At 55.6% G+C, this 6251-nt stretch carries 6 protein-coding genes; 4 read left to right on the forward strand and 2 right to left on the reverse strand.

The features are described 5' to 3' along the window. On the forward strand, nucleotides 1–219 hold a 219-nt coding region (locus ETQ85_RS25270), incomplete at its 5' end, for a DsbA family oxidoreductase (RefSeq protein WP_187394871.1). Nucleotides 220–681: 462 nt separating this feature from the next. Here ETQ85_RS25270 and ETQ85_RS25280 read toward each other — a convergent pair. Both ETQ85_RS25280 and ETQ85_RS25285 read right to left on the reverse strand, forming a co-directional pair. Next, nucleotides 682–1848, reverse strand: coding sequence for an IS91 family transposase (locus ETQ85_RS25280; RefSeq protein WP_148581770.1), 1167 nt, complete (start codon nucleotides 1846–1848; stop codon nucleotides 682–684). A 7-nt stretch (nucleotides 1849–1855) separates the two neighbouring features. Beyond that, entirely contained in the window at nucleotides 1856–2731 is an 876-nt protein-coding gene (locus ETQ85_RS25285) for a tyrosine-type recombinase/integrase (RefSeq protein ID WP_148581771.1), read from the reverse strand. A gap of 1420 nt (nucleotides 2732–4151) precedes the next feature. Here ETQ85_RS25285 and ETQ85_RS25290 point away from each other — a divergent pair. Genes ETQ85_RS25290 through ETQ85_RS25300 form a run of 3 tightly spaced genes read left to right on the forward strand, consistent with a single transcriptional unit; the run spans nucleotide 4152 to nucleotide 6103 of the window. Further along, on the forward strand, nucleotides 4152–4451 hold the full coding sequence (locus ETQ85_RS25290; RefSeq protein ID WP_148581772.1) for a hypothetical protein: 300 nt from the start codon (nucleotides 4152–4154) through the stop codon (nucleotides 4449–4451). A gap of 30 nt (nucleotides 4452–4481) precedes the next feature. Next, the gene (locus ETQ85_RS25295) at nucleotides 4482–5735 is read left to right on the forward strand and encodes a ferric reductase-like transmembrane domain-containing protein (RefSeq protein ID WP_148581773.1); all 1254 of its coding nucleotides are present in this window, start codon (nucleotides 4482–4484) and stop codon (nucleotides 5733–5735) included. Then, complete coding sequence (locus tag ETQ85_RS25300; protein ID WP_222862312.1) at nucleotides 5735–6103, forward strand: cytochrome b5 domain-containing protein; 369 nt, start codon at nucleotides 5735–5737, stop codon at nucleotides 6101–6103. The genes ETQ85_RS25295 and ETQ85_RS25300 overlap by 1 nt, the downstream gene beginning before the upstream one ends. Nucleotides 6104–6251: the final 148 nt, after the last annotated feature.

The raw sequence follows: 6251 nt of genomic DNA on the forward strand, positions 1-6251 counted from the left end.
ATCGCTGTAGAGTGTGGCTATAGCGAGACTGCCATCGTCGAATACTTGAACTCTGATGAAGACAATCAGCTTGTGCTGGAACAGGAAAGGGAGTCCAGGGCCTGGGGTGTGACCGCAGTTCCTACCTTCATCGTCGGGCGAAAGCTCATGCTCGCAGGGGCCGAAGACCCCATGCTTTTGGCCGAGGCCATCGAGCGAGTTTTGGTTATGGGTTCTTGATAAAGACGCGGCTGTCTGGGCTGTTCGCAGCAATCGGCCGGTTGCTGTTGAAAAGCTGCCCTTCAATCAACCACGAGACCAAAGTCCGTATTGGTATAGGTTTGTTCGATGCCTGCCCTTCACGTGACGCAGGTTGATCGCACGCTGGCCGGTGTGGGCAGGCGTTGAATAAACCTCGAAGGAGGAAACCGCGGGGAGCCGCCACGGAGATTGGGCGGCGTGCCGCCTATGGGGTTTTGATACCCAGCCCGACCGTTGCGATGGTGCCCATCAGGGATTGATGCCCCTCTGAATGAAGGAAATTTGTGCCAATACGTACGAAGTGCACGACCAATCCTGTTGCCAGAATCTCTGAATTGGGTCGATTTGGCATGAAGCGGCAGCAGTCCGCTATCGGCATCGGCAACCCAGAAGCCGACCGAGGCAATTTACCCATTGAGTCATCCAAATCAGCGTTGGCCATCATGGCGGTTCCCGGATCGGTTGCTGGCGCATTATGACCTCAGCGACTTGCATCATCCCGCCACAGCATCGACAAATAAATGTCGGGATGGCGGCAACCGGTGCTTCATCGCTCACAGGGATCGGCGGCGGCACATTAAGCAGATCACGTACATGAGCCAGTTGCCGCCGTCGCCCGGCATTGGCCAGGAGGCCGTAATGGCGAATTCGGTGGAAACCACTGGGTAATACATGCAGAAGAAAGCGTCGTATGAACTCATCGTGCGAGAGCGTCATCGTCTTCTGACGCGTCCGCCCCTTGGTGCGGTAATCCTTCCAGCGAAACGTCACCCCGTGCTCGTCCATCCTCATCAGTCGCCGGTTCGAGATCGCCACGCGGTGGGTATAACGCGACAGGTAAGCCAATACCGCCTGGGGTCCGGCAAACGGAGGCTTGGCATAGACAACCCACTCCCCTGTTCGCAGCGGTGCGAGCCATTGTGCGAAAGCGACGGCATCAGCCAAACGCGCATCATCCCCGAAGAATCTCAGCTGTCCAGCCTGGTGCAGTTTCTCAAGCTCCTCAACAAAGCGGCGTCGAAACAAGCGAGAGAGCACCCGCACTGGTAGGAAGAATCCACGCCGACAAGCCACCCAGCGCTCCCCGTCGGGTGACAGTCCACCACCCGGCACAATGCCATGCACGTGTGGATGATGGGTCATCGCCGAACCCCAAGTGTGTAGCACCAGCGTAGCGCCGATTCTTGCGCCAAGTCGCTTCGGATCAGCGGCGATGGTCAGCAGGGTTTCCGCGGCGACATCGAACAGCAACCGGTAGATCGCCGCCTTGTTGTAGTAGGCAATGGTGCTGATCGGTGCCGGCAGGGTAAAAACGACATGGTAATACTCAACGGGCAGCAGATCGGCTTGCCGCGCCTCAAGCCAGCGTTGCGCTGCCTTGGCCTGACACTTCGGGCAGTGCCGGTTGCGGCAGGAGTTATAGCTGATTTCCTGTGTATGGCAGTGATCGCAGCGCAGCACATGGCCGCCCAGCGCCGCGGTGCGGCACTGTTCAATGGCCGACATGACCTTCAGTTGCGAGAGATTCAGGTGCCCTGTCTGCGCCCGTCGCCATGCCGGACCGTAGGCGCGGAAGATGTCTGCCACCTCCAGGCCAGGCCGTTCCATGGCACACCTATTCGGTGTTTAACATCTCCAGCGGACTGACGATCTCGCGCAGAATTTCGGTGGCGACCTGCGCGTAAAGCGCCGTTGTTTCCAGTTTTTTGTGGCCGAGCAAGACCTGAATCAGTCGGATATCGACTTTCTGCTCCAGCAGGTGAGTGGCGAAGGCGTGACGCAGGGAGTGCATGGAGATGTGTTTCTCAATGCCTGCGTCGTTGGCCGCGTTATGGATGGCGCGGTTGAGTTGTCGCGCACTCAAGGGCCGGATCGGGTTCAGACCGGGGAACAGCCAGCCGCCATCAAACATCTTGCCTTGGGCGCGGGCGACGCGCCACCAAACCCGCAGGCGTTCAAGCAGCACCGGCGAGAGCATGGCGTAACGATCTTTCTGTCCCTTGCCTTGTTCGACACGCAAAGTCATCCGCTGGCTGTCGATGTCACCGACCTTCAAAGTCACCACTTCGTTGACTCGCAACCCGGTGCCGTAGGCCAGTGCCAGCGCGGTTTGATGCTTGAGGTTGCCCGCTGCCGCAATGAGGCGAGCGACTTCCTCACGACTCAAAATGACCGGCAGTTTGCGTGGCATGTGCACCGGCTGCAACTTGGCCACCAAGTCGCCGCGATCCAGGGTGACGTTGAAGAAAAACTTCAATCCGCTGATGGACGAGTTCAACGAGGCGGGTGAGATGCCATGGTCAACCAGATGTAATTGGTAATTCCGCAAATCTTCTACGCGGGCAGTATCCGGTGAACGCTTCAGGTATTTCGAGAAGTTGCGCACGGCGCGCACATAATCAAGTTGCGTCTTTTCGCTAAACTTGCGCATCCGCATGTCGTCGATCATGCGTTGGCGAAGCGGGCTGACGGCGGGGGTCGTAGCGGTCATGATGATGCTCCTCTTGAGAATCGAGGCGAATTGCCTCAGTCCTCAACATAGGAAACAGACCTGCGATCTCAAAAAATACATCTCAGCTCATGCGCAGCCTGCTACCGCGCGAGCGGTTTAGTCCTGGGGCACAAACCGGAAGTCCATAATTCAATGGGGATGGCACGCGTGGCGAGGTTTCCAGTGCCAGTTCATGAGCCAACTCACGAAACGGGAAAATCGTACGTTAGGCCGTTGGCACTTGCAGTGGTTAACAATGTGGTTGCGTTGTGCGATGCAGCAGCGGTTGCTGCTCGAAATATTTCACTGCGCGGATGTCTCTTGAGTGCCCAATCCGGCCAGTCGAGTTTCTCCGAAGCAGCCATTCATCCAAATCCAAACTTTTCAAACTGGCCTGCCGCGAAGCGGCCATTGGCGGACTCACACTGCCGGCCAGGAGCCGCCGCTCGAAGAGGTAATCCAATTTCAATAGGTAGGGCCTCCAGAACCCCTGGCGAACGGCCGGTATTCGGTGAGCAAATTTTCGACTGCACTGCCTCGACCCGGCCACAATCTTCCATTGTGGTGCCAAATCCCAAGCAATCAGGATAGTAGCTGACTCAGCTTACGTCTTTGATTTAGAGCTTCAGGCGCTCAGCTCACTCATCGGCCTGAGCTGTATTTGTGCATCAAAGCGCGAACGCCTGCAATGGCCTGACTTACCGTAGCCCAGAAGTTTATCCTGAGGCACCCTCATCGATTTCCCTCCCAGAAATACGCCCTTGCACAGCGATTCAAGGTTGCAATGTCCATGCGGCCAACGCCAAGGCTTATCCACCTTGCCATGCGACTAATTGTCGCACTATAAGAAAATTCTAATTTAATGTTCTATAACAATTGAAGTGGGTTCATCAGTTAGTTGTTTTCAAGGGAGCAAATCATGAAATCGTCCAGAATCATTACCCTGCTAATCGTAGCGTGCTTCTCGTTAGCTGGAACCGTGGCCGAAGCCAGAGGCGGTGGCGGAGGAGGTATGGGTGGTGGGCAAGGAGGCGGCCAATCAGTTGGCGGCCAGAATCGCGGAGGACAGGCAGACCAAACTCAAACTCAAACACGCGACCAGAGCCAGGACCGTGTAAGAGATCAAGAGCGTACTCAAACCCGAGATCAGGAACGAATTCAGACTAAAGATCAGGATCGCATCCAGTCTCGTGACCGCATCCATACCCCCACAACCCCACCTGCTTCAAACTAGCGTTGTCTTCTCTATAGGAGAGCAATAACGAACACGAACAGCGTAAAGTAATACTACCTACGCTGGCTCGGATTGCTTTCCTCTGAAGCACAGGCTGTCGCGAAGCTAATTTGTGGCAGCCTGTTGATGCCGTATCCGGGTCATATTGAACACCGTCGCACCTAGGATAATTGCCGAAAGTTGATCATGCAGACAAAGTTCATCACCGCCCTGGTCATCGGACTATTGCTGATTGGTAGCTCTTCGGCACGAGGCCCCTGGCGGGCCAGTGAGTCGAACACCCGAGGCTGGCAACTCATGAGTCCGGAGGAGCGGATCGAGCACCAAGCAAAGATTCGCAGCTTTACCAAGCTTGAAGATTGCCGAAGTTATCAGGTCAGCCATCACCAGTTGATGGAAGAGCGAGCCCAGCAACGAGGCTTGGCCATGGCGGGTGGCGGACATGATATCTGCGATCACCTGAAGACTGAGAAGCCGAAACCCTGAAGCTTTATCTGATCGATACGATAGCCATCCATGCACCTTCTACGCTTTCTGTCGATCCCGTTGCTGATCCTAATCGCGACAGTCGGTCCGGTTATCTGGGCCCTGCCCGATGGGCTTGGACTGGCGCGTAGCTTAGGTATTGTTTTGGGTTGGGCCGGTTGCGGTCTTCTGCTTGCCAGTCTTTTACTGATGCTTAGGGAAAGCCGCTTGGCCGAAGGCTTGGGTGGGCTGGAACGAATGTATCGCTGGCATCACTGGGCAGGCATGGCTGCCTATGTTTTGTTGCTGGCGCATCCGCTGCTTCTTGCCGCTGACGCCTGGCCGAATGATCGACAACTGGCATGGTATTCCCTCTCTCCCTTCAATCAGGGATGGCCGGTCTGGCTCGGCTGGCTATCGCTACTCCTGCTGATGGCAGGACTGGCGCTCACCTTCGAGAAACGTATTCCCTATCGAGCCTGGCGCTGGCTGCATGTCGGGCTTGGGCTTGCGGTGCTGTTTGGCTTGCTGCACTTGGTTTTGCTGGGTATCGACGAGCCGGTATGGCCGATTCTGGTACTTGCAGCCTTCTTTCTCGGTTGGCGTATCGTGAGGGAGGATTTTGGCCTTGCCGCCCGGCCCTTTATCGTACAAGCCGTCAAAGTGGTTGCCAAAGACATGGTGGAGATAGCACTCAAACCCTTGGGTGAAGTCGTCGCCGTAAAGCCCGGTCAGTTTGTACTGGTTGCTTTCTTTTCAGGGCCCACATTCAGAGGCTGCGGTGAGTTTCATCCGTTTACCGTCAGTGCAGTCGGGGCTGGCGGTGAAATGCAGATTGGTGTGAAAGCGCTGGGCGATTGCACCCGGAAAATTCAGTCCATTGAGTCTGGCGTCATGGCACGTGTGCATGGCGCCTTTGGGGAATTTCTGACTGATCGGTCGTTGTCGCCCCAACTGTGGGTTGCCGGCGGCATTGGCATTACGCCGTTTCTGGCGCAACTTCGGGCAGGGCCGCTCAGTCAGAAAACGCTTCTCTTGTATCTTTATCGGTCCGATGCCGATGCCGCATTTTTGCAAGAAATTCAGGCATTGGCGGCGAATGACTCGAACCTCTCCCTTTGCGCTGTCGCAACTGGCAAGGATGTTCCTGATTTGAATACGATCCTGCCCGACGCAACTACCCTTGCACAACATGATTGCTATCTTTGCGGCCCGCCCGGCCTCGTTGCCGGCCTCAGAAAGGCCTTGAGCGGCAGAGGTATTTCTCCCCGCCACATCCACTTTGAAAACTTCGAGTTCCGATAATGCGCCAACTCTATCTCTCTTCGACTGTATTGTTCTGGTTGCTGGTTACAGCGTTCTGGGCGGGAAACCTCTGGCTGCCGCCGGCTGAGCAAAGCCTTGCCATCGCGGCAGAGAAAGTCTATTCAAAGGCAGATCTTGCCAAGCATGCGACAGCGGACAACTGTTGGATGGCAATTCGTGGAGGAGTCTATGACCTGACCGCGTATTTGCCTGGACATCCATCTCCACCAGAGGTGGTATTGCCGTGGTGCGGCAAAGAAGCAACAGAAGCCTACAATACAAAAACAAAAGGACGCCCACATGCGCCGTTTGCAGACGAGTTGCTGAGCAAGTACAAAATTGGAAAGCTTGCTTCCGAAAGGCCGTGATGACTATGGAAATGCCCATTATTCTCCGTTCAAGCGGCAACAAGCCTCAGGTTATGAAGCTTTCCAGGCTGCATATACGACCATACAATTTTTGCTACTAACCCTAGCGCTGATACTCAAGTTTGTTGTGGGCGGTTTCAACTCTGAA

It is taken from the genome of Zoogloea oleivorans (genome assembly GCF_008107625.1).
In the GTDB taxonomy this organism is placed as follows: Bacteria; Pseudomonadota; Gammaproteobacteria; order Burkholderiales; family Rhodocyclaceae; genus Zoogloea; species Zoogloea oleivorans.

Coding starts and splice junctions, on each gene's coding strand:
- ETQ85_RS25280 (WP_148581770.1), bottom strand. CDS start 1,848: ATGGAACGGCCTGGCCTGGAGGTGGCAGACATCTTCCGCGCCTACGGT.
- ETQ85_RS25285 (WP_148581771.1), bottom strand. CDS start 2,731: ATGACCGCTACGACCCCCGCCGTCAGCCCGCTTCGCCAACGCATGATC.
- ETQ85_RS25290 (WP_148581772.1), top strand. CDS start 4,152: ATGCAGACAAAGTTCATCACCGCCCTGGTCATCGGACTATTGCTGATT.
- ETQ85_RS25295 (WP_148581773.1), top strand. CDS start 4,482: ATGCACCTTCTACGCTTTCTGTCGATCCCGTTGCTGATCCTAATCGCG.
- ETQ85_RS25300 (WP_222862312.1), top strand. CDS start 5,735: ATGCGCCAACTCTATCTCTCTTCGACTGTATTGTTCTGGTTGCTGGTT.